We start from the raw sequence: 20,653 nt of genomic DNA on the forward strand, positions 1-20,653 counted from the left end.
TGCCAGCATGATTACCCAACTCATTCTTCGCGCCCTCGACAAGAAGGCCATCTGGCTCGTCGCAGTGCTGGCGGTCATCGCCATTGGTGTGCCGGTGCTGAACCTCGTCGTTCCCGAGGGCAACCCGCTCCACATCCCCAATTACGCGGTGCCGCTGTTCGGCAAGTACCTGAACTACGCCATGCTCGCCCTGGCGCTCGACCTGGTCTGGGGTTATTGCGGCATTCTTTCGCTCGGCCACGCCGCTTTCTTCGCGCTCGGCGCCTATGCCATGGGCATGTACCTGATGCGCCAGATCGGCGCCCGCGGCGTCTATGCCAATCCCACCCTGCCCGATTTCATGGTGTTCCTGAACTACAAGGAATTGCCCTGGTTCTGGAATGGCTTTGACATGTGGTGGTTCGCTTTCGCCATGGTGCTGATCGTGCCGGGGCTGCTGGCCTTCGTCTTCGGCTTCCTCGCCTTCCGCAGCCGCGTCACCGGCGTCTACCTGTCGATCATCACCCAGGCCATGACCTACGCGCTGTTGCTGGCCTTCTTCCGCAACGATCTCGGTTTTGGCGGCAATAACGGTCTGACCGACTTCAAGGATATCCTCGGCGTCAACGTGCAGGCGGCCACCACCCGCGCTGCCCTGTTCGCCGCCTCCGCCTTCGCTCTGGCCCTTGCCGTGGTGATCTGCTCGGCCATCGTCAATTCCAAGCTCGGCAAGGTCATGGTCGCCGTGCGCGATGCCGAAAGCCGCACCCGCTTCCTCGGCTACCGCGTCGACAACGTCAAACTCTTCGCCTTCGTGGTTTCGGCCGTCCTCGCCGGCATCGCCGGGGCGCTCTATGCCCCGCAGGTCGGCATCATCAATCCGAGCGAATTCGAGCCCGGCAATTCCATCGAGGTGGTCATCTGGACCGCCGTCGGCGGCCGCGGCACCATTGTCGGCCCCATCATCGGCGCCATCGTGGTCAACCTGACCAAGTCGATCTTCACCTCCGGCTCGTCCTATATCGCCGCCGGCCTCGTCATCCTGATCTTCTCGGGCATCGTCGCCGTCGCCAGCGGTTGGACCAAAGGCCTGATCGTCATCGCCGCCTCGATCGCGATCCCGGTGCTCTATGGCCTCTACCAGCTCGCCCTCTATGGCAGCTTCAAGCTGCCGGCTCTATCCGATGTTTGGCTCTACGCCCTGGGTGGCCTCTTCATCTTCACCACCCTGTTCCTGCCTAAGGGCATCGTGGGATTGATCGCGCAATGGCGAACCATGACCACCAAGCGCGAACAGCACGATCGCAACGCCCCCTCGCCGGCCGATGTCGAAGCCGGCGTCGATCCGCAACCCAACCCGGCGGAGTAGCACCATGGCTGACAAAACTGGCACCATGCTCTACCTCGACGGTGTCTCCGTGTCGTTCGACGGCTTCAAGGCGATCAACAAGCTCTCGATCATCGTCCACCCCGCCGAAATGCTGGCCATTATCGGCCCCAACGGCGCCGGCAAGACCACCATGATGGACATCATCACCGGCAAGACCCGGCCCGACGATGGCGAAGTGTTGTTCGACGGCCGCACCGACCTGACCAAGCTCGACGAAGCCGCCATCGCCAATCTGGGCATCGGCCGCAAATTCCAGAAACCAACGGTGTTCGAAAGCCAGACCGTCTGGGACAATCTGGTCATGGCCCTGCGCAAACCGCGCGGCGTGTTCTCGGCGCTGTTCTATTCGATGAGTGCCGACGACGAGGCCCGCATTACGGAAATCCTCGACACCGTACGCCTACTCAACCGCAAGGACGATTTCGCCGCCAATCTCAGCCACGGCCAGAAGCAGTGGCTCGAAATCGGCATGCTTCTGGCCCAGGACCCAAAGCTCCTGCTGGTCGATGAACCCGTCGCGGGAATGACCGACAGCGAAACCGTCGAAACCGCCAAACTGCTCAAGGAGATCGCCAAGACCCGCTCCGTCGTCGTCGTCGAACACGACATGAGCTTCGTCCGCGACCTCGGCTCGCGCGTCACCTGCCTCGCCGAGGGCTCCGTCCTCGCCGAAGGCACCCTCGACCAGGTCAGCGCCAATCCTGTCGTCATCGAACGTTATTTGGGACGCTGATATGACCGCCCTTTCCGTCCACGCCATCGACCTCCACTACGGCGCCGCGCAGGCACTCAAATCCGTATCGCTGGAATGCAAACCCAACCGCATCACCGCAGTGCTCGGCCGAAACGGCGTCGGTAAATCCTCGACGCTACGCGCCATCACCGGCGTCCACAACATCACCGCGGGCGATATCACGTTCGGCGAGGAAATCCTGCGCAAGGCTCCGCCCTATAAGCGCGCCCGCATGGGCCTCGCCTATGTGCCGCAGGGGCGCGAAATCTTCCCGCTTCTCACCGTACGCGAAAACCTGCAGACCGGCTTTGCCAGTGTGCCTCGCGCGGAAAAGAACATCCCGCCTTACATCTTCGAGCTTTTCCCCGTACTAAAATCCATGCTGAACCGGCGCGGCGGCGACCTCTCGGGGGGCCAGCAGCAGCAGCTCGCGATCGGGCGCGCGCTGGTCACCCGACCCAAAGTGCTGGTGCTCGATGAGCCTACCGAGGGCATTCAGCCTTCCATCATCAAGGATATCGGCCGCGCCCTGCAGTTCCTGCGCGACGAAAAGGGCATGACTATCCTGCTGGTCGAGCAATTCCTAGATTTCTGCCGCGAAATCGCCGACGATATCTATGTGATGGACCGCGGTGAGATTCAGCATGCCGGGCCGGCCAGCGACCTCGACCTGCCCGAAGTGCGCCGCCATCTGATGGTATGAGCGAACAACAAAAAACGCCCGGCCGAAGCCGGGCGCTCATGGATATCTTAATGGACGACTTACTTGCTCAGGCCGGAAGCCTTGCACTGCTCAAGGGTCACCGTGTCGAGATCGATCGACGTGGTGGTCGCAGCCTGGAGTTCGTCAACTGCAGTGGTCGCGCTGGCGGTCGCATCGGCAGCGCCGTCATTCGAGCCAGCAGCAGTATTGTCGTCGGTGTTTTCGGTAAGCGACGTGCTCGAGTCCGTGGTAGAAAGCATGTCGCAACGCGCCTGAACAGCAGGCAGATCGGCGTCGGTCACTGTGGAAGAGCCAACCATCGTGTCAGCATAAGCGGCACCGCCAAACAGAAGAGCCGAACCCATAACAATAGCGCAAGTAACGGTTTTGAAGGTCATTTTATAACATCCTATCTTTGTTGTATGGTGACGCTGAAAAATCTTTGTCGGGTTCAAAACGTACGGAATGGGCATAGGTTCCCATGACTATCGCACAATCCGCAGCATTAGTGTTTCCACCTGCGCCCATGCAGCGCGCCCGTGGCGTCGGTCGTATCGCCACCAAGCTGCGCGATGGCGTCACCGTCATCGACACGCTCTATCAGGATGGCTGCGCCAAAATTCGCCTGCCCCACACCCACAGTTCCGCGCTCGAGGCGGTCCTGATCAACACAGCCGGCGGCCTCACCGGGGGCGACCATATGCAATGGGGCGCCGACGCCGCGCCTAATGGCAAGATGGTGCTGACCACCCAGGCCTGCGAGCGTATCTACCGGTCCACCGGCGCCACCGCCCGCGTCGAGACCCGCCTCACCGTCGGCGCCAATGCGCATCTCGATTGGCTGCCGCAGGAGACCATCCTGTTCGAAGCCAGCAAGCTCGATCGCCGCATCGATATCGACCTGGCCGATGGCGCCAGCCTTACAGCCATCGAGGCCGTCCTCCTCGGCCGCGATGCAATGGGGGAACTCGCCAATGATGCTTACCTGCGCGACAACTGGCGCATTCGCCGCAATGGACGCCTGCTCCATGCCGAGGCCACGCTGCTGACCGGGGAGGGCAGTGAACGCATGGCCGCGCCGCTGCTGGCCGGCGCGCGCGCCTTCGCCACCATCCTGCATATCGGCCCCCTCGCCGCGCGCCGGCTGGAGACGGTCCGGGCGCTGATGCCCGCCAGCAGCCTCATTGCCGCCAGTGCCATTGGCGAGCGCCTGGTGGTCCGCGCTATCGCCGAATCCGGGCTTGCGCTACGCCGCATGATCGTCCCAATTGTTGCCGAACTGTCGGGCGCGGGCAGCCTGCCCCGCCTCTGGCATCTCTAAAAGGATCGCGCGGAAAAGTGGCCACCGGTTTTCCGCGCCAGCGATCCGACCAAGACTAGGAAAATCCGAATGAACCTGACGCCGCGTGAAAAAGACAAACTGCTGATCTCGATGGCCGCCGTGGTCGCCCGCAAGCGGCTGGAGCGCGGCGTCAAGCTCAACCATCCCGAGGCCATCGCGCTGATCACCGATTTCGTGGTCGAAGGCGCCCGCGACGGGCGCCCCGTCGCTGAACTGATGGAAGCGGGCGCCCATGTCATCTCCCGCCACCAGGTCATGGACGGCATTGCCGAAATGATCTCCGACATCCAGGTCGAAGCCACCTTCCCCGACGGCACCAAGCTGGTGACCGTCCACGAACCGATACGGTGACCCCATGATCCCCGGCGAAATCTTCCCCAAATCTGGCGATATCGAGCTCAACGTTGGCGCGCCGCAACTCACCATCGAGGTCGCCAACACAGGCGATCGCCCGATCCAGGTCGGCTCGCACTATCATTTCTACGAAACCAATGCCGGCCTGCGCTTCGATCGCGAAGCCGCCCGCGGCATGCGGCTAGATATCGCCGCCGGTACTGCGGTCCGCTTCGAGCCCGGCCAAGCCCGCGACGTCAATCTGGTGCCGCTCTCGGGCACGCGCATGGTCTACGGCTTCCGCGGCAAGGTCATGGGAGCCCTATGATAGTCTTGGCAGTGAACCGCCAAAAATGCTCAAAGACCGGCTTAGCCAATAAGCCGGGACCCTTCGCATGACCAAAGAGCAAGATTTCAAAAACCGCTTCGCCACCGTGCTGCAGGATTTGCAGCAGGACGGCAGCAAAGACCCGCAGACCATGTATCTGCTGGGCAGCCTCGCCTCTGACCTCAGCAATGACCTCAAACGGAAAAACTGGACCGAGGCCAAGCAGGTCATCACCCCGGCGCTCTACGATCAGTTGCTGAAAAAGTTCGAGCACGAGGGCAGCGAGCATCACGCCGCTGGCCGCTCCACCCACGCCTATGCCATCCAGGCGCTGGCGGTGTCCCTCGTCGCCGGCACGCAGCGCAAGGACCCCGCCATGCGGGAAGGCGAGCAATTACTCGATGCCCGCATCAACCACGCTATTGCGCTCTATCGCGCCCAGCCCAAGCCCAACTAGCGCCATGCCGCAGGATCGCGCCCAGCGTCAGCATCCTGCGGTCCGCCGCCTAACCGCGATCGTCGACATAGACGACGATCGAGCCATCCACGTTGTTCTCCATGGCAACGACGTCCTCAACCGTGTAGCCACCGGCATCCAGCTTGGCCTTGACCGCGGGATTGTCCGTGATCGAAGCGTGCAGCGTCGCCAGTTCGTCCTTGTCTTCGGTCACGTCCAGCGGCGTTGCATTTTCCGGCAGCTCGGACAGCAACACGATCTGCACGTCGGTTTTCTCATCGGTCGTCCCCAGTTCGACCGGCGCTCCGCCCTCCACCGCGACGGATGGTGCATTCGGATCCTCGGGCGCCGCGGGAACGGCCGCGTCCTGCGCGAACGCCGTGTTCACCAGCAGCCCGGCCGCCAGTGCGGTGATGATTATTCTGTTCATGAAAAGTCCTTTCGAGCCGCCCAGTTTGGCCCCCGCCAGATCGCTGCACCAACGGGCCCGCGCGCCGATGGTTGCGCCACGCCTCTCAATTCCCCGCCTGCCTTTTCCATCTGACGGAGCCGCCCCATGCCCGCTCGCATTTCCCGCGCCACCTATGCCGACATGTACGGCCCAACCACCGGCGACCGCGTTCGCCTGGCCGATACCGATCTCATCATCGAGGTGGAAAAGGACTTCACCACCTATGGCGAGGAAGTCAAATTCGGCGGCGGCAAGGTGATCCGCGACGGCATGGGCCAGTCGCAGGCCACGCGGGCCGAAGGCGCCGTCGATACCGTCATTACTAACGCGCTGATCGTCGACCACACCGGCATCTACAAGGCCGATATCGGCCTGCGCGACGGCCGCATCCACGCCATCGGCAAAGCCGGCAATCCCGATACCCAGCCCGGCGTCACCATCATCATCGGCCCCTCGACCGAGGCCATCGCCGGCGAAGGCAAGATCATCACCGCCGGCGGCATGGACGCCCACATCCACTTCATCTGCCCCCAGCAGATCGAGGAGGCCCTGATGTCTGGCATGACCACCATGCTGGGCGGCGGCACCGGCCCGGCCCATGGCACGCTGGCCACCACCTGCACCGGCGCCTGGCATATCGGGCGCATGATCGAAAGCTTCGACGCTTTCCCGATGAATCTGGCGCTCGCCGGAAAGGGCAACGCCTCCCTGCCCGCGCCATTGGTGGAAATGGTCCTGGCCGGCGCCTCCTCGCTCAAGCTGCATGAGGACTGGGGCACCACCCCCGCCGCCATCGACAATTGCCTCAGCGTTGCCGACGACTATGACGTCCAGGTGATGATCCACACCGATACGCTCAACGAAAGCGGCTTCGTCGAAGACACTATCGCCGCCTTCAAGGGCCGCACCATCCACGCCTTTCACACCGAAGGCGCCGGTGGCGGCCATGCGCCGGACATCCTGCGCGTCGCAAGTCTACCCAATGTCATCCCGTCATCGACCAACCCGACCCGGCCCTACACGGTCAACACCATCGCCGAGCATCTCGACATGCTGATGGTCTGCCACCACCTATCCTCGTCCATCCCCGAGGACGTGGCCTTCGCTGAATCGCGCATCCGCAAGGAAACCATCGCCGCCGAAGATATCCTGCACGACATGGGCGCGCTCTCGATCATCTCGTCGGATAGCCAGGCTATGGGCCGCGTCGGCGAAGTGATGATCCGCACCTGGCAGACCGCCGACAAGATGAAAAAGCAGCGCGGCCGCCTTGCCGGCGAAACCGGCGACAACGACAATTTCCGCGTCAAGCGCTACATCGCCAAATACACCATCAACCCCGCCATCGCCCACGGCATGAGCCAGCACATCGGCTCCATCGAAGTCGGCAAGCGCGCCGACCTCGTGCTCTGGTCCCCCGCCTTTTTCGGCGTAAAACCCGACATGGTCATCCTCGGCGGCTCTATCGCCGCCGCCCCGATGGGCGATCCCAACGCCTCGATCCCAACGCCGCAGCCGATGCACTACCGCCCCATGTTCGCTGCGTTCGGCAAGCTGCGCACCAATTCGTCGGTCACCTTCATCTCGCAGGCCGCCTATGACGATGGCCTGCGCGGCAAGCTGGGCGTCGACAAGCAACTGGTGCCGGTCTCCAATACGCGCAACATCGGCAAAGCCTCGATGATCCACAACTTCGCCACCCCGGTCATCGACGTGAACCCCGAAACCTACGAGGTGCGCGCCGACGGGGAATTGCTGACCTGCGAGCCGGCGACAGTCCTGCCGATGGCGCAGCGGTACTTTTTGTTCTAAGTCCACGATGAGCTACCCCTCATTTTGGGACGAAGGGCGTCGCTGCCCTTAGATATCGTCCCAGCAGCAACGTGGCCGTCACGATGCGAAATCGTGGCGCCCACCCAACCTCCCCCCTCAGGGGGAGGAGCCGGCCAGTGAGTTGAACTACATCGCGCCCCAAGAGCGGCGCGACCTCCTCCCCCTGCCAGGGGGAGGCCGGGTGGGGGTACGGTTTGACCTCGATCCCACCCCATCCACCCCTTCCCGCGGGCTTGACCCGCGGGCCTCTCACGACAGCACCGCCGTCAGTGGCCGACCACAATGACCCGCGGGTCAAGCCCGCGGGAAGGCCGGAGGGGGCGTGAGACTCGTCTCAGATTCTTCTGTTATCCAACTAATCCCATCCCCTCCACCTCGCGCTATCCTGCCTCCCGATATCCCCACAATGGCTGCGGGTTCGCGACGAACGGCCGTGGGGAGTTTGGTGGGAGGGGAATGCGGTCGCGCAATCCTTGGGCCAGCGCGACGTTCGTCTCCTGAAATAATGGAGGCCACGTTCGGGCGGCCAGAAAACCCATCGCATGCGGCGAGACGTGTCTCGCTTATCTATAAACCCATGAGGCAAGTCTCGCCGCATGCCGCAGTCTTCCTAGAAACGCAGGCGCAAGCCATGCGTCGCTTCAACACGTCGATCTTCAGGGAGTTTCTGAAACCGGGGCCAGTCGCCCCAATGCACTCAGTTCGGTGCGTAGAACAGGTGCGAGCCGATCTGGGCGACCTGGGTGTAGGTGTTGGACCAGGACGGGTTGGACGAGCGGGTGTGGTAATAGAGGACCGAGCGGGGCAGCGTGTCCATTTGCTGGCCGGTGGCGAATTCGGCGTAGACGGCTTTGGCGATGGCCTTGGAGCGGTTCCAGGCGGCGCGCTCGCCCGGCGCGTCATCCTTGCCGTCGCAGGCAAAAGTGAACTGGCAGCGGTGGTAGCCCTTGTTGGCATTCTGGTAGATCACGCCGCAGAGGGTCGACGGGAACTTGCCCGAGAGCGCGCGGTTGACGATGACATTGGCCACCGCATATTGGCCGGCTTCGCTTTCGCCGCGAGCTTCGTGATAAATCGCTTGGGCCAGGCAATCGCTTTCGGTCTGGCCGGCACCGGTCGCGGCCAAGGCGAGATTGCGCTTCTTGACGCGCTCGGCGGTGGGCTCGAACCCGGCATCGATATAGCGCGCCAGCAGAGTGGGGTTCAGCGTCGGCTCGGCCGGCTTGGTGAAGCTATCGATGGCCGACAGCGCGCCGTTATCGCCACCGAAGGAGGCGCGGGCGATATAGCCCATCAGCACGTCCTGGGTCAGTTCGGCCTGCGGCTCGGCGGCATCGACGTTGAAATCGTGCAGCGCCTTCTGGCGGGCCACGTAATTGGCCAGCAGTTCTGGGGTCAGTGCCTGTTCGCCCGGCGCCGGCGCCACCATGGCGGGCTGCGAGCGTACCTGCACCAGATCGGGCGGCAGCTGCACGGGCATTATATCGGCGACCTGGGTGGTTTCGGCGTGGGCGACACCAAAGGTGATAGCGAGCACGAGCATGGCGGCACAAACTGCAAGCGCGCGCGAAACGGCACGCAATGCGATGGTCGGCCCCGAATGCGTCAATGCCCCGTCCTTGCCCCTGAGCCACGTCCGGTCGTATCCGGCGGGCCTTCTTGGTGGGTCCCTCATTGGAGACCCCGTCACTTCCCGGCTGCACCCTATCCAAGCTTTTGCCCGGAGGGAACCCAAAATTTACCGGTAATTAACCATACCGGTTAGTCTCTTAAGTTAGGGTTAACCGAGAGGGCGCGGTCTGAAAACCCTTATCGGACAATGGCTTGCTGCGTGGGAAACAGGGTTTTAAGGCAATGTGTAAAGGTTTACGCAGTTCGGCGCCGGCGGAAACGCTTTTCCAACGCTTGTTGCGCGCCAGAAACGCAAACGCCCGGCACGAGGCCGGGCGGATCCAAAGTGCGGGCGGGAAAAGGCCGCTAGTGGGCGGGGAAAGCCGCCTGCCGCACGTGGTCGAGGCTCTCCATGATGGCGATGCCGAGGGCGCGGATTTCGGCGCTCGGATGCACCAGGTCGGGCACCATGATGGTCTGCATGCCGGCGGCGTGGGCAGCGCGAACGCCCGAAGGGCTGTCCTCCAGCGCGAGGCACACCAGCGGATCGACGCCGAGACGTTCGGCGGCCAGCAGGTATGGCTCTGGATGCGGCTTGGGATTGATGACGTCGTCGCGCGTCACGATCGTCTGGAACATGTCGATCAGCCCGACTGCCGCCAGATGCGTCTGCGCATGGGGCGAGCGCGAGGAGGTGGCCACCGCCATGGGGATATTGCGCTCGCGCAATTCGAGCAGCAGTTCGCGCGCCCCGGTCTTGACCGGCACGCCCGCATGAGTGCGTTCGCGCATGGTGATGCGGCAGCGCTCGTCGAACTGGGTATAGGGGAAGCTCACCCCATAGGCCTCCACCAGCAGGCGATTGGTGGTCTCGTGGCTGGAGCCCACCATGGCGGTATGCACCGCATCGGTCATTTCGAAGCCGAGATCGGTGCAGACCTCGAAGACGATGGTTTTGAAGACGCTCTCGGTATCGAGAATGGTGCCATCCATGTCGAAGATGACGGCCTCGAAGGGGCGCAGGCGCAGTGTGTCGAAATCAGTTTTCATCTGGTTCGATATAGTGCCGATCACGCTGCTTCGCTAGACGTGTCCGCGAAAGGCTGGGTTGCAGCCAGCCGCCGCGATGGCTAGCCTTGGGCCCATGAACACCTTCAAGCCAGCCCGCCAGCACGAGAGCCTGGGCGACGCGTTTTATGACCGCGCCGCGCCCGCCAATTTCCCCAAAACCATCCTGCGTCACCGCGATCAGCGCTGGGCGAGCCGCGTCGGGCTGGAGGGGTTGAGCGAGACTAAATGGCTCGCCCATTTCGGGCGCTTCGAACCCCTGCCCGGCTCGCTGGAAGTGCCGCTGGCGCTGCGCTATCACGGCCATCAGTTCAGAACCTATAACCCCGATCTCGGCGATGGGCGCGGCTTCCTGTTCGCCCAGGCCTATGACCTCAAGGATGGGCGGCTGCTGGATTTTGGCACCAAGGGCAGCGGGCGCACCCCCTGGTCACGCGGCGGCGATGGGAGGTTGACGCTCAAGGGCGGCGTGCGCGAAGTGCTGGCCACCGAGATGCTGGAGGCGCTGGGCGTCAACACTTCCAAGAGCTTTTCGCTGATCGAAACCGGGGAAGAATTGCAGCGCGGCGACGAGCCGTCGCCAACGCGTTCGTCAGTGCTGGTGCGGCTGAGCCATTCCCATATTCGCATCGGCAGCTTCCAGCGGTTGGCATATCTGGAAGACCATGCCGGGCTGCGCCAGTTGCTCGATTATGCCATTGCGCAATATTATCCCCGCCTTGCCGGCGAGAGCGATACTGCCGCCAGGTTCTTGGGGGCGGTGGCGGCGGCGGTGGCGAAGACGGGAGCGCAGTGGATCGCGGCAGGGTTTGTGCATGGCGTGCTCAACACCGACAATATCAACATTACCGGCGAGAGTTTCGATTACGGCCCGTGGCGGTTTCTGCCGGTCTACGACCCCAATTTCACCGCCGCCTATTTCGATGAAACCGGGCTGTACAGTTTTGGCCGGCAGCCCGACACGCTGGCCTGGAACCTGACGCGGCTCGCCGAATGCCTTCTGCCGCTCTCCAGCATCGAAGCGCTGGAGCCGGCGCTCAATACGATCTGGCCGATTTTCCGCGCCGAACTGCCCAAGGCCATGCTGAAACGGCTGGGACTTAGGCCGCGCGGCGAGGAGGAGGACAGCGCTTTCGTCACTGCCCTGTTTGGCTTTTTGTCGGCCTCGCAAGCGCCCTATGAACAGTTCTTTTTCGACTGGCGCGGTGGAGCGCTCAGCGTCGAGCGCGCCGCCAGGAGTCCGAGCGCGGCGTTCTATGCCACCGACTCCTTCGTGCCGATTGCCGATGCCCTGGAGGGGTATGAACCCGCGGACGACGTCAATCTCGGCCATGCCTATTTCGCCCGCAGCACGCCGCGCACCATGCTGATCGAGCAGGTCGAGGCGATATGGGCGCCGATTGCCGAGGCCGACGACTGGAGCCTGTTCCACACGACGCTGGCCGAAATCGCCGAGATGCGCGAGGCCTATGGGGTGACAGTCTAGCCTTCCCTCAGGTTTCGCTTTGCCCTAATTTGCGCGTGAAGCGAAAGGCAGGGCCAGTTGGCGGGATTGAACGAGCGGCACCAGCGCATACTGGAACTGGCGCGGGTGCGCGACCGGGTGACGGTCGATGGGCTGGCTGCCGAATTCGGCGTCTCGGTGCAGACCATCCGCAAGGACCTCAATACGCTGTGCGACAATCAGGTGCTCAAGCGCGTGCATGGCGGCGCCGAGCTGCCCTCGGGCATCGAGAACCTGCAATACGAGGCGCGGCGGCTGATCGCGGCGGCGCAAAAGGACGCGATCGGGCAGGCAGCGGCGGCGCTGATTCCCAATGATTCATCGGTGTTCATCAATATCGGCACCACCACCGAGGCCGTCAGCCAGGCGCTGCTCAACCATTCGGGCCTCATGGTGGTCACCAACAATATCAACGTCGCCAATCGCATGCGGGTCTATCCGCAGTTCGAAGTGGTGATCGCAGGCGGCGTGGTGCGCGGCTCGGACGGGGGCATTGTGGGGGAAGCGGCTGCGGCGTTTTTCTCGCAGTTCAAGGTCGACTATGCGGTGATCGGCGCCTCGGCGCTGGACCAGGATGGGGCCCTGCTCGACTACGACTACCGCGAGGTCAAGGTGGCCCAGGCCATCATCGCCAATGCGCGCCATGTGATCCTGGTCGCCGATGCCAGCAAGTTCGCCCGCACCGCCCCGGTGCGGATTGCGCGCATCGACCAGATCGGCACGTTCGTGACCGACCATTGCCCGTCCGAGCAGTTCGCGGCCCTGTGCAGCGCTGCCGGCGTGGTGCTGGTGGAGACAGAAGCGCAAAGCCCTGCCGGCTAGCCCTTTGCATCCTGTTTACCACGCCAGCGAATGGGCTCGGCGATAAGCCAAATGGTAAGGGTCGCCCCCTATCTTGGCGGCAGGGCGGCCCCGGGGGCCAAGGGGCGGATCAGGCTGGTGGCGTTCAATCTTTTTGCTTCCAAAGACGGACGACGCAGTTGGCTGCGCCCCACGCTGATCCCGGCCGCCATCGCTCTCGTGGTGATTGTGGCGGCGGGCTTCTTTGCCGACCGCCAGAACAGCATCATCAGCCAGGAGCGCAGCCGCAGCACCGTTCTGGACCAAGTGGCGGTGATCCGCGCCAAGCTCGAAGGCAATATCAACGGCAATATCCAACTGGTGCGGGGCCTCGTCTCCACCATTTCCACCGAGCCGGATATGGACCAGACGCGCTTTGCCGCTTTGGCCAGTAACCTGTTCGAAGAACAGAGCCAATTGCGCAGCCTGGCGGGCGCGCCGAACCTGGTGATCAAGCTGATGTACCCGATGGAGGGCAATGCCCAGGCGATCGGGCTGAACTATCGCACCAACGATGCCCAGCGCGCCGCGGCGTTCCTCGCACGCGACAGCGGCAAGCTGGTGCTGGCGGGGCCGATCGATCTGCTCCAGGGCGGTCGCGCCTTCATCGGCCGCTTCCCCGTCTACGTCGACGGAACGGGCAAAAAGCAGTTCTGGGGCATCGTGTCGGCGGTTGTGGACGTCGACCGGCTCTACGCCGATAGCGGCCTGCTCGATCCGAACCTGCCGCTCGATATCAGCATCACCGCGACCGACCCGGCGACCCATCTCAAATACCGTTTCTTCGGCCCGGACCTCACCGGCACCGATGCGGTGACCGCGACCGTGCTGGTGCCCTCGGGCGGCTGGGAAATCGCCGCGCAACCGAAGGGTGGCTGGGGCGTCACGCCCAATGCCTGGATGCTGCGGCTCGGCATGGTGGTGTCGGCACTGCTGATCCTGTGGCCCATCGTAGTGACCGGGCGGATGGTTGGCGAGCGCCAGCAGCATTTCCGCGTGCTCAAGGATCGTGAAGCCGAACTCGAGCGGCTGTCGCGACGGCTGGGCCTGGCGCTGGACAGCTCCCAGGTCGGTGTCTGGGAAACCGATATCGCCACCGGCGCCCTGGTCTGGGACGCGCGGATGAACGAACTCTATGGCCTGCCGGAGGACGGCGGGCAGCGCGGTTACAATCATTGGCGCGATACCCTGCATCCCGACGATCTGGTCCAGGCCGAGGCGGACTTCGCCCTGGCGCTGCGCACCGGCAGCTATCGTTCGGAGTTCCGCGTCGTGCATAAGGATGGCTCCAGCCGCAACATCCGCGCCATCGGGGCCGTCTATGTGGATACCGACGGCGCTCCCAAAATCCTGGGCGTGAACTGGGACGTCACCGCCGACGTGGCGCTCAATGCCGATTTGAAGCGCGCCAAGGAGCTGACCGAGGCGCGCAATCACGAGCTGGAACTGGCGCGGGTCCGCATCGAGCACAATGCCCTGCACGACAGCCTGACGGAATTGCCGAACCGGCGCTACCTCGACGACGTGCTCAGAGGCCACGCGGCCACCGGCTACCGGGGCAGCGGCAGCATCGCGCTGCTACATATCGATCTCGACCGCTTCAAGCAGATCAACGACACGCTGGGCCACGCGGCAGGCGACGCCATGCTGATCCATGCGGCGCAGGTGCTGCAACACAATTGCCGCCCCGGCGATTTCGTGGCACGCATCGGCGGCGACGAATTCGTCGTGATGTCCTCGGCCAATGACGGCGACAGCGAACTGGCGGCCTTGGCGGACCGCATCGTACAGCAGATGCGCCAGCCCGCCACCTATGAGGGTCATCAGTGCCGCTTCGGCGTCAGCATCGGCATTGCGGTGGAGCGTGGCGCCGCACTCGACGTCAAGCGCCTGCTGATCAATGCCGATATTGCGCTGTACCGGGCCAAGGGCCGGGGCCGCAACCGCTTCGAATTCTTCAGCGCCGCGCTGCAGGCAGAGGTGGTCAAGACCAAGCGGGTGGCCGACGAGATTCTAAGCGGGCTGGAGCGCAACGAATTCATCGCCTTCTACCAGCCGCAGTTCGACGCGCACACGCTGGACATTGTGGGCGTCGAGGCGTTGGCGCGCTGGCAGCATCCGACGCTCGGCCTCAAGTCGCCCGACGCTTTCCTCGCCATTGCCGAGGAGCTCAACGTGGTCGCCACCATCGACCGGCTGATTCTGGAGCAATCGCTGGCCGACCTCGATCGCTGGGCGGCGGCTGGGATCGATGTGCCGCGGGCTTCGGTCAACGTTTCGCTGCGCCGGCTGCATGACGAAGACTTGATCCGCGGCCTGCGTCAGCTCGATATCCAGCCGGGACGGATCTCGTTCGAGCTGGTGGAGTCCATTTATCTCGATGAGAACGACGCCATCGTCGGCTGGAACATCGACCAGATCAAGGATCTGGGCATCGATATCGAAATCGACGATTTCGGCACCGGCTATGCGTCGATCGTGTCGTTGCAAAAGCTGCGGCCCAAGCGCCTCAAGATCGACAAGCAACTGGTCGACCCGATCGTGGAGGAACCGGGGCAGCGGCGCCTGCTGGCCTCGATCGTGGATATCGGCAAATCGATGGGCATCGAGGTGGTGGCCGAGGGCGTCGAGACCATGGTGCAGGCGCGACTGCTGCGCGAGCTTGGCTGCGACATCCTGCAGGGCTACGCCTTCGCCAGGCCGATGAGCGCCAGCGACCTGGCCGGGTTCATCACCGAACAGCGCTGGCGCAAGGCGTCCTAAACCGCCAGGGCGGCCTTCCGGGCCAGCCGGGCCTTGATGCTCTCGACATCGGCACGGGGCGTCGCGGCGAACAGCGAGCGCGTATAGGTATGCTGCGGATCGCCAAACACGGCGTCGCGGCTGCCATGCTCGACCACGTCGCCATAATACATCACCATGACTTCGTCGGCGATGTAGCGCACCACGCTCAGGTCGTGGCTGATGAACACATAGGTCAGGCCGAACTCGTCCTGCAGGTCCTTGAGCAGGTTGAGGATTTGCGCCTGCACGCTGAGGTCGAGCGCCGAGACCGGCTCGTCGAGCACGAGGAAGCTGGGATTGAGCATCAGCGCCCGGGCGATGGCGATGCGCTGGCGCTGGCCGCCCGAGAACATGTGCGGATAGCGGTTGAAGTGCTCGGGGGCGAGGCCGACCTTGGCCAGCATGGCGCGAGCGCGGTCCTGCCGTTCGGACTTGGGCATTTGGGTATTGAGCAGCAGCGGTTCGGCCAGCACATCGCCGATCTTCTGGCGCGGATTGAGCGAGCCATAGGGGTTCTGGAACACGATCTGCACCTTCTGGCGCATCTCGCGGGTAACGCCGTGGGTGGCATCGACAGGCTTACCGTCGATCAGGATTTCGCCCGAGGTCGGCTGGTCGATCAGCGTGATCATGCGCGCCAGCGTGGACTTGCCGCAGCCGCTTTCGCCCACGACCGCGAGGGTGCGGCCCTTCTCCAGCGTAAAATTCACGCCCTTGACCGCATGGACGATCTTGGCGGGACGGAACAGGCCGCCGGAGCCGTGATAGTCGCGCTTGAGGTCTTTGACCTGGAGGACTGGCGTGCTCATCGGGCGGCTCCGGTTTCCGGATCGAAGGCGAAATCGGCGACGGTGGGCAGCCGGTTTCCGACAGCATTTTCCGGCAGCGCCGACAGCAGCGCGCGGGTGTAGCTGGAGGCCGGGTTCTCGAACAGGGTCAGCACATCGGCCTCCTCCATCTTGTGGCCCTTGTACTGCACGATCACCCGGTCGGCGGTTTCGGCGACGACGCCCATGTCATGGGTGATCATGATCAGCGCCATGCCGTATTGCACCTGCAGATTCACCAGCAGATCGAGAATCTGCTTCTGGATGGTGACGTCGAGCGCGGTGGTCGGCTCGTCGGCGATCAAGAGCTTTGGATTGCAGGCGATGGCCATGGCGATCATCACGCGCTGGCACTGGCCACCTGACATTTGATGCGGAAACGCCCCGAGACGCTGGGCGCCATCGGTGATGCCGACCAGACGCAGAAGTTCGACGGCGCGCTTGCGGGCGGCATTGCCGCTGAGGCCCATATGGCGGTTGAGCACTTCCTCGATCTGGAAGCCGACGGTGAAGCAGGGATTGAGGCTCGCCACCGGCTCCTGGAAGATCATGGCGATATCCTTGCCGATGATCTGGCGGCGTTCGGCGTCGCTCATGGTGAGCAGGTCGCGGCCCTCGAACAGCATCTTGTCGGCGGTCACAGTGGCGCTGGACGGTAGCAGGCCCATCACCGCCAACATGGCGACCGACTTGCCCGAGCCGCTCTCGCCGACGATAGCCAGCACTTCGCGCGCGTCGACCGAAACATCAATGCCATCGACGGCCTTGAACAGGCCGATCGAGGTATCGAAGGCGACGGTAAGATTGGTGATTTCAAGCAGGGGCATGGCTCAGCTCCGCTTCAATTTTGGATCGAGCGCATCGCGAAGACCATCGCCAACGAGGTTGATGGCGAGCACGGTGATCAGGATGGCGAGACCCGGGAAGGTAACGACCCAGGGCGCGCGCAGGATAAACTCGCGAGCCGTCGCCAGCATGGTGCCCCATTCGGGCGTCGGTGGCTGGGCGCCAAGCCCCAGGAAGCCGAGTGCGGCGGCCTCGAGGATAGCGTTGGAGAAGCTCAGCGTCGCCTGCACGATCAGCGGACCCACGCAATTGGGCAAGATGGTGACGAGGATCAGGCGAATATGGCCTGCCCCCGCCATCTTGGCGGAGGTGACATATTCGCGGTTCTTCTCGGCCATCACGGCGGCGCGGGTCAGGCGGGCAAAGTGCGGCTGCAGCACCACCGCGATGGCCAGCATGGCGTTGAACAGGCCGGGGCCCAGGATAGAGACCAGCACGAGAGCCAGCAGCAACGAAGGGAAGGCCAGGATGATATCCATGACGCGCATGATCAGTGCATCGACCCAGCCGCGGAAATAGCCGGCGAGGGCCCCGAGGATAATGCCGGAAAACAGCGACAGCACCACGACCACGAGGCCGATGAACAGCGAATAGCGCGAGCCGTGGATAAGACGCGACAGCATATCGCGGCCCACCGGATCGGTGCCAAGCAGAAACGCCGCTTTGCCGCCGGCCTCCCAGACGGGGGGCGTGAGCAGGCTGTCGCGGAACTGCTGGTCGGGCGAATAAGGCGCGATCCAGGGCGCGAACAGCGCCACGATCACAAGCAGGACGAAGACCACGAGGCCGACGACGGCCCCCTTGTTCATGGCAAAATAGTGCCAGAATTCGCCCAGGGCGCTGGGCGGGCGGCGGGTAACGATGGTGCGGCTATCGGTCATTGCGGCCTCACTGCACACGAATGCGCGGGTTGATCACCGCGTAGAGCACATCGACGATCAGATTGACCGCCATGACGATGAGCGCGATCAGCAGCAGGCCCGATTGGACCACCACATAGTCACGCTTGGAAATGGAATCGATCATCCACTTGCCGATGCCGGGCCAGGAGAAAATGGTCTCGGTCAGGATGGCGCCTGCCATCAGCGTGCCGACCTGCAGGCCAATGGTGGTGACCACCGGGATCAGCGCATTGCGGAAGGCGTGCAGCCCCACGACGCGGCGCGGCGACAGGCCCTTGGCGCGCGCCGTGCGGACATATTCCTCGCCGAGGACTTCGAGCATGGCCGAGCGTGTTTGCCGGGCGATGACCGCCAGCGGAATGGTGGCCAGGGCGATCGAGGGCAGGATCAGATAGCGCAAGGACGACACGAAGGCCGGCCAATTGCCATAGAGCAGGCTATCGATGGTCATGAAGCCGGTAATGGGCTTGAGGAAGAAGTTGAGCGCGATGCGGCCGCTCACCGGGGTCCAGCCGAGATAGCCGGAAAAGAAGATGATCAGCAGCAGGCCCCACCAGAAGATGGGCATGGAATAGCCGGTGAGCGCCACGCCCATGGTGACCTGGTCAAACCAGGAGCCGCGCTTGACGGCGGCGAAAATGCCGGCCGGAATGCCCAGCGCGATGGCCAGGATCATGGCCACGGTGGCCAGTTCGACGGTGGCCGGGAACAGGGTGAGGAACTCGGTCATCACCGGCCGCTTGGTGGCGACGGAAATACCGAAATCGCCATGCAGCACGCCGCCCACGTAATTGAAATATTGCTGCCAGATCGGCAGGTTGAAGCCGAACTGCTCCTTGAGGATTTCGTAGCGCTCGGGGGTGATGCCGTGCTGACCCGCCATGGCCAGGATCGGATCGCCCGGCAGCAGCCGGATGAAGGCGAAAGCCGCAATGGTGATGCCGATCACTGTCGGTACGATCAGTGCCAGTTTTTGAAGAATGTATCGGAGCATGGGCCTGCCATGAAATGAGAGCGGCGCCCAGAAGGCGCCGCCCTGCTTGAACTGTGGCTTAGACTATTCGGTTACGTCGACATTGTCGAAGCGATGAATGCCCAGCGGGTCCATGGTGAAGCCGGAAACGCGCTTGTTCATGGGCATGAAGACCTTGGAATGGGCCAGGGTCAGAGCCGGAGCCTGCTCCTTGAACACCACTTGGGCCTGCTCATAGAGCTTGGCGCGTTCGCCCTGATCGGAAACCTTCTTGGCGTCCTGGATCAGCTTTTCGAAGGTGGGATCGCACCAGCTCGAATAGTTCGAGACGCCGATGGCCGAGCACGAGAACAAGGTGGCAAAGAAGTTATCCGGATCACCATTGTCGCCGGTCCAGCCGATCTGGAATGCGCCCGGACGATCCTTGGCCTTGCCGAGTTCGCGATATTCAGTCCATTCGTAGGTCACGATATTGGCTTTGACGCCAACAGCGGCCCAGTCGGCCTGGATCAGTTCGGCAACGCGAGCCGCGTTGGGATTGTAGGGACGGCTGACGGGCATGGCCCACAGGTCGATGGTCAGGTCCTTGACGCCAGCGGCTTCGAGGGCCGCCTTGGCGGCTGCGGGATCGTAGGCGTCGTCAACCACGTCCTTGTTGTAGGACCACATGGTGGGCGGGATCAGGTTGACGGCAACCTGGCCGGCGCCCTGATAAACGGCGTCGATGATCGCCTTCTTGTTGATGGCCATGTTGAGGGCCTTGCGGACCGCCACATTGTCCATCGGGGCGATGGTGGTGTTGTAGGACATGTAACCGATATTGAGGCCTTCCTGTTCTGCAACAGTCAGGTTGGTATCGGCCTGCAGGTCCGCGATATCGGCAGGATTTGGATAATCCATGATGTCGCATTCGCCAGCCTTGAGCTTCTGCACGCGCACCGCGGGATCCGTGGTGATGGCGAAGATCAGGTCGTCGATGGCAACCTTGCCGGCCCAGTAGTCGGGGAAGGCCTTGTAGCGGATGACCGCATCGGTCTGGTAATCGACGAATTCAAACGGACCGGTGCCGATCGGCTGGGAGGCCAGCAGTTCCTTGGTGCCGGCAGCAGCGAGCTGATCGGCATATTCCTTGGACATGATGGACGCGAAGTCCATGCCCAGGTTGGCGATCATCGGCGCGTTGGGCTCGTTGAGCGTCATCTTGACGGTCAGGTCATCGACCTTTTCGATCGACTTGAGGAACTTTGGCATGTCCATGCCCTGGAAATAGTCCCAGGAAATGCCTTCGAGGTAGTTGTAATAGGCGTTGTCTTCTTTCCACTGACGCTCGAAGGAGAAGATCACGTCGTCGGCGTTGAAATCACGCGTCGGGGTGAAATACGAGGTGGTCTGGAACTTGACGCCGGCCCGGAGGTGGAACGTATAGGTCAGGCCGTCATCGGAGATTTCCCAGCTCTCGGCCAGGCCCGGCTCGACATCGGTGCCGCCATGCTTAAACTCGACGAGGCGGTTATAGATGGTGCGCGAGGAGGCGTCGAAGTCGTTGCCGCCAGTGGTCGGACCTGGATCGAAATGAGCGGGCGAGGCTTCCGAGCAGAATACCAATTGTTTGGCCTGCGCAGCGCCAGCGCAGACGGCAAGCGTCGCGACAGCGAGCATCATGCCCTGCATCAGTTTTTTCATGATTGTTGTCTCCCGATAAGTTTTTTTGCGCATCCGGTTTGCCGGCCGGAGCTTGGCGGCCAACAA

At 63.1% G+C, this 20,653-nt stretch carries 19 protein-coding genes and 1 pseudogene; 11 read left to right on the plus strand and 9 right to left on the minus strand.

The window, feature by feature from the left end:
• Positions 1–7: 7 nt before the first annotated feature.
• The 3 genes and pseudogenes from urtC to urtE form a co-directional block, all read left to right on the plus strand.
• A pseudogene (gene urtC / locus JWP26_RS02160) lies at positions 8–1,042 on the plus strand (urea ABC transporter permease subunit UrtC); the annotation flags it as partial.
• Positions 1,043–1,352: 310 nt separating this feature from the next.
• Positions 1,353–2,102, plus strand: coding sequence for an urea ABC transporter ATP-binding protein UrtD (gene urtD / locus JWP26_RS02165; protein ID WP_299722783.1), 750 nt, complete (start codon positions 1,353–1,355; stop codon positions 2,100–2,102).
• Between the two features lies 1 nt (position 2,103).
• Positions 2,104–2,805 (plus strand): urea ABC transporter ATP-binding subunit UrtE, encoded by a 702-nt coding sequence (urtE, locus tag JWP26_RS02170; RefSeq protein WP_299722786.1) that lies wholly within the window; start codon positions 2,104–2,106, stop codon positions 2,803–2,805.
• 59 nt (positions 2,806–2,864) lie between these two features.
• Here urtE and JWP26_RS02175 read toward each other — a convergent pair whose 3' ends face one another.
• Complete coding sequence (locus tag JWP26_RS02175) at positions 2,865–3,203, minus strand: hypothetical protein (protein ID WP_299722789.1); 339 nt, start codon at positions 3,201–3,203, stop codon at positions 2,865–2,867.
• Between the two features lie 83 nt (positions 3,204–3,286).
• On the opposite strand from JWP26_RS02175, the gene JWP26_RS02180 reads away from it, so the two are divergent.
• From JWP26_RS02180 to JWP26_RS02195, 4 genes are all read left to right on the plus strand, one after another.
• Positions 3,287–4,126: an urease accessory protein UreD gene (locus JWP26_RS02180; protein ID WP_299722792.1), complete on the plus strand. Its 840-nt coding sequence runs from the start codon at positions 3,287–3,289 to the stop codon at positions 4,124–4,126.
• A 69-nt stretch (positions 4,127–4,195) separates the two neighbouring features.
• Positions 4,196–4,498: an urease subunit gamma gene (locus tag JWP26_RS02185; protein ID WP_299722795.1), complete on the plus strand. Its 303-nt coding sequence runs from the start codon at positions 4,196–4,198 to the stop codon at positions 4,496–4,498.
• A 4-nt stretch (positions 4,499–4,502) separates the two neighbouring features.
• The gene (locus tag JWP26_RS02190) at positions 4,503–4,808 is read left to right on the plus strand and encodes an urease subunit beta (protein ID WP_299722798.1); all 306 of its coding nucleotides are present in this window, start codon (positions 4,503–4,505) and stop codon (positions 4,806–4,808) included.
• A gap of 67 nt (positions 4,809–4,875) precedes the next feature.
• Complete coding sequence (locus JWP26_RS02195; RefSeq protein WP_299722801.1) at positions 4,876–5,265, plus strand: hypothetical protein; 390 nt, start codon at positions 4,876–4,878, stop codon at positions 5,263–5,265.
• A 49-nt stretch (positions 5,266–5,314) separates the two neighbouring features.
• On the opposite strand, the gene JWP26_RS02200 is transcribed toward JWP26_RS02195, so the two are convergent.
• The gene (locus tag JWP26_RS02200) at positions 5,315–5,695 is read right to left on the minus strand and encodes a hypothetical protein (RefSeq protein ID WP_299722804.1); all 381 of its coding nucleotides are present in this window, start codon (positions 5,693–5,695) and stop codon (positions 5,315–5,317) included.
• 126 nt (positions 5,696–5,821) lie between these two features.
• On the opposite strand from JWP26_RS02200, the gene ureC reads away from it, so the two are divergent.
• The gene (ureC, locus tag JWP26_RS02205; RefSeq protein ID WP_299722806.1) at positions 5,822–7,528 is read left to right on the plus strand and encodes an urease subunit alpha; all 1,707 of its coding nucleotides are present in this window, start codon (positions 5,822–5,824) and stop codon (positions 7,526–7,528) included.
• Positions 7,529–8,246: 718 nt separating this feature from the next.
• Here the strand turns inward: ureC and JWP26_RS02210 are convergent.
• On the minus strand, positions 8,247–9,092 hold the full coding sequence (locus tag JWP26_RS02210) for a cell wall hydrolase (protein WP_299722809.1): 846 nt from the start codon (positions 9,090–9,092) through the stop codon (positions 8,247–8,249).
• Between the two features lie 434 nt (positions 9,093–9,526).
• Entirely contained in the window at positions 9,527–10,210 is a 684-nt protein-coding gene (locus JWP26_RS02215; RefSeq protein ID WP_299722812.1) for an HAD family phosphatase, read from the minus strand.
• Between the two features lie 94 nt (positions 10,211–10,304).
• Between JWP26_RS02215 and JWP26_RS02220 the strand changes: the two genes are divergently transcribed.
• The 3 genes from JWP26_RS02220 (at position 10,305) to JWP26_RS02230 (ending at position 15,335) form a co-directional block, all read left to right on the plus strand.
• Positions 10,305–11,714 (plus strand): protein adenylyltransferase SelO, encoded by a 1,410-nt coding sequence (locus JWP26_RS02220; protein WP_299722815.1) that lies wholly within the window; start codon positions 10,305–10,307, stop codon positions 11,712–11,714.
• Between the two features lie 57 nt (positions 11,715–11,771).
• Positions 11,772–12,554, plus strand: coding sequence for a DeoR/GlpR family DNA-binding transcription regulator (locus tag JWP26_RS02225; protein WP_299722818.1), 783 nt, complete (start codon positions 11,772–11,774; stop codon positions 12,552–12,554).
• A 117-nt stretch (positions 12,555–12,671) separates the two neighbouring features.
• On the plus strand, positions 12,672–15,335 hold the full coding sequence (locus JWP26_RS02230; protein ID WP_299722821.1) for an EAL domain-containing protein: 2,664 nt from the start codon (positions 12,672–12,674) through the stop codon (positions 15,333–15,335).
• Here JWP26_RS02230 and JWP26_RS02235 read toward each other — a convergent pair.
• From JWP26_RS02235 to JWP26_RS02255, 5 genes are all read right to left on the minus strand, one after another.
• The gene (locus tag JWP26_RS02235; RefSeq protein WP_299722824.1) at positions 15,332–16,165 is read right to left on the minus strand and encodes an ABC transporter ATP-binding protein; all 834 of its coding nucleotides are present in this window, start codon (positions 16,163–16,165) and stop codon (positions 15,332–15,334) included. The two genes, JWP26_RS02230 and JWP26_RS02235, sit on opposite strands and share 4 nt — an antisense overlap.
• Positions 16,162–17,010: an ABC transporter ATP-binding protein gene (locus tag JWP26_RS02240; RefSeq protein WP_299722827.1), complete on the minus strand. Its 849-nt coding sequence runs from the start codon at positions 17,008–17,010 to the stop codon at positions 16,162–16,164. Before JWP26_RS02240 ends, JWP26_RS02235 begins: the two co-directional genes overlap by 4 nt.
• A gap of 3 nt (positions 17,011–17,013) precedes the next feature.
• Positions 17,014–17,910: an ABC transporter permease subunit gene (locus tag JWP26_RS02245; RefSeq protein ID WP_299722830.1), complete on the minus strand. Its 897-nt coding sequence runs from the start codon at positions 17,908–17,910 to the stop codon at positions 17,014–17,016.
• Between the two features lie 7 nt (positions 17,911–17,917).
• On the minus strand, positions 17,918–18,925 hold the full coding sequence (locus JWP26_RS02250) for an ABC transporter permease subunit (RefSeq protein ID WP_299722833.1): 1,008 nt from the start codon (positions 18,923–18,925) through the stop codon (positions 17,918–17,920).
• Positions 18,926–18,988: 63 nt separating this feature from the next.
• On the minus strand, positions 18,989–20,587 hold the full coding sequence (locus JWP26_RS02255; protein WP_299722838.1) for an ABC transporter substrate-binding protein: 1,599 nt from the start codon (positions 20,585–20,587) through the stop codon (positions 18,989–18,991).
• Between the last annotated feature and the right edge of the window lie 66 nt (positions 20,588–20,653).

Source organism: Devosia sp., assembly GCF_028290435.1.
Classification (GTDB): Bacteria; Pseudomonadota; Alphaproteobacteria; order Rhizobiales; family Devosiaceae; genus Devosia.